This is a genomic window from Mycobacterium sp., from assembly GCF_040509115.1.
Taxonomy (GTDB): domain Bacteria; phylum Actinomycetota; class Actinomycetes; order Mycobacteriales; family Mycobacteriaceae; genus Mycobacterium.
The window spans coordinates 1-2,679 of record NZ_JBEVLO010000107.1; the positions used below are offsets into that span (position 1 = coordinate 1).

Genomic DNA, 2,679 nt, shown 5'->3' on the forward strand with positions numbered 1-2,679 from the left:
CTGTCGAGGAAGTCGGTGACGATGAAGCCGAGCATGCTGGCGCTGCGGACCGTGATGGTCGACAGGTTGGTGGGTCCGTACGCGGTGGCTTCGTCGGAGTATCCGCTGTGGATTCCGCCGCACAGGATGACGGTGCCGCGCTGGGCGATGTTGCGGATGCCTGCTTCGAGGATCTCGCCGGCGACATTGTCGTAGAACACGTTCACCCCGTCGGGGGCCAACTCCGCGATGCGACTCGCCACGTCGTCGGTCTTGTAGTCGATCGCAGCGTCGAACTTCGCGTTGTCGGTCAACCATCGGGACTTCTCCGGTCCACCGGCGAGGCCGATGGTGCGGGCGCCGGCCAATCGCGCGAGCTGACCTGCCACCGATCCAGTCGCCCCTGCGGCTCCCGAGACCAGCACGACGTCTCCGGGTCGGGGCCGGGCCAGTTCGAGCATGCCGAAATAGGCGGTGAGACCGGTGGTTCCGAGCGCCCCGAGCACCGAGGTGGGCGCGATGCCCTCAGGAACCCGAAGTGCGGTGGGCAGTTCGCCGACGTTGCCGTGGATGTGCTCCAAAGTGCCGACGGTCCCGGCGGCGGTAGTACACAGCGCGTAGTCCTGCCAGCCAAAGTTGCCGTGCACCAACGTCCCCGGCGGGAAGTCGACGTCACCACTATCGACGACCTCACCCACCGCGTGACCACGCATGACGTCACCGAGGGGAACCGGGGGAGCGTAGGACTTGCCGTCGTTCATCCATCCGCGCTGGGCCGGGTCGAACGCCAGCCACAGCACCTTGACCACGATCTGCCCCGCGCCGGCCGTGGCCACCGGTGCGGTCTCGACGGTGAAGTCGGACTGCTTCAGTTTCCACACCGGGCGGGTGGTCAGCAACATCCGGCGATTCTGGGTCTGCGTCATGGGAATGCCTCTCTGCGTAGTGCTTCGGTCATGAGGGTGGCGGTGGTTCAGCCCTGGATGCGTGCCGTGCTATCGCGCCATTCGTCGGCGCGCAGTGCTGTCTTGAGGGTCTTGCCCGTCGACGTCTTGGGTATTGCGGTGACGATCTCGACGTCACGGGGGGTCTTGTAGGCGGCGATCCGGCTCTTCACGTGAGCGATCAGCTCGGTCGAGGTCACGTCGGCGTTGGCGACCACGAAGGCCTTCGGCCGCTCCCCCCAGGTGTCGTCCGGTACGCCGACCACGGCGGCGTCCTCCACGCCAGGGTGCGACATCAACGCCTGCTCGACTTCGACCGAGGAGATGTTCTCTCCGCCGGAGATGATCACGTCCTTGGCGCGGTCGAACAGTTGAACGTAACCGTCTGCATGCCGGACGCCGAGGTCGCCCGAGTGGAACCAGCCACCGGAAAAGGCTTGACTGGTCAGTTCGGGATCCAGATGGTAGCCCTTCATGACGATGTTGCCACGCATGACGATCTCGCCCATCTCCGTGCCGTCTGGGCGGACGTCGACCAGGGGGTGACCGGGCTCAGTATCGGTTCGGACTACCCGCATCTCGTCCGAGCAGAGCATGCCGACGCCCTGGCGCGCCAATAGCGCGGATTGGTCCTCGGCATCCAGACCCTCCCAGTCGTGTTGGACCTCGCAGATCGAATACGGACCGTAGGTCTCGGTGAGGCCGTATACGTGGTTCACCGTCGAGCCGAGGCTGCGCACCTTCTTGATGATGGCGGGGCTGGGGGGTGCGCCGGCGGTGGTGATGGTCAGTGCGCGCTGCAGGGGGTGTGCCTGTTCGGCGCTGGTCAATGTGCTCAAGACCACCGGTGCGCCACTGAGGTGGGTCACTCCGTGGTCGTCGATGGACTGCCACATCGCGTCGGCGCGCACCGCCCGTAGGCAGACGTGCACACCCGCGGCGGCGGTGACGGCCCAGGGATGGCACCAGCCGTTGCAGTGGAACATCGGCAAGGTCCACAGATATCGGGTGTCCGAGGTGAATCCGTTGTGCACGATCTGGTTCAGCGCGTTGAGGTAGGCGCCCCGATGGGTGTACATCACGCCCTTGGGCCTGCCGGTGGTGCCGGAGGTGTAATTGATCGTGATGGTGGCGGTCTCATCGGCCACCTCCCAGGACAGCGCCTCGTCGGAGCCGCGATCCAGCAGGCTGGCGTACGCCGTGGCGCCGTTGACGATCGGCGCGGTGCCGTCGGGAAGCTCGATGACCTCGGTGACGGTACGAAAGTCTTTGCGCTGGAGTTGGACCCGTCGCAAATGGGTACTGTCGACGAGCAGTAGTCTCGCCTCGGCATGGTCGCAGATGTACTGAATCTCCGGCGGTGCCAACCGAGTATTGATGGCGACCAGGACGTTGCCGGCCAATGGGATGGCGAAGTGCGCGGCGAGTAGTTCCGAGGAGTTGGATGCGAGGTAGGCGACGCGGTCACCGGGCCGGACTCCGGAGGCGCGCACGGCCTGCGCGAGACGCGTGACGTGTGCTGCCAGGTCCGCGTAGGTGAGGCGGCGATTTCCATCGATCACGGCGAGGCGGTCGGGAAACACCGCGGCGGAGCGCTCCAGGAATCGTAGGGGAGTCAACGCCAAGTCGAGGCCGGTCATGGGTGTCCTTTCATCGATGGTTCAGCACGGTGCGCCCTGCAGGGACGATCGGTCGGCGCAGCACGCGACGAAACCGCGCATCAGATTGGCGGAGTGGAAGTCCTGAGGCCACAGAA

General features: G+C 65.6%; 2 protein-coding genes. Both read right to left on the bottom strand.

Features of this window, described 5'->3' with window-relative positions; all coding sequences use genetic code 11:
- On the bottom strand, window positions 1-905 hold a 905-nt coding region (locus ABW137_RS08715), incomplete at its 3' end, for an NADP-dependent oxidoreductase (RefSeq protein ID WP_526398919.1).
- 47 nt (window positions 906-952) lie between these two features.
- Window positions 953-2,563 (bottom strand): AMP-binding protein, encoded by a 1,611-nt coding sequence (locus ABW137_RS08720; protein WP_526398921.1) that lies wholly within the window; start codon window positions 2,561-2,563, stop codon window positions 953-955.
- Between the last annotated feature and the right edge of the window lie 116 nt (window positions 2,564-2,679).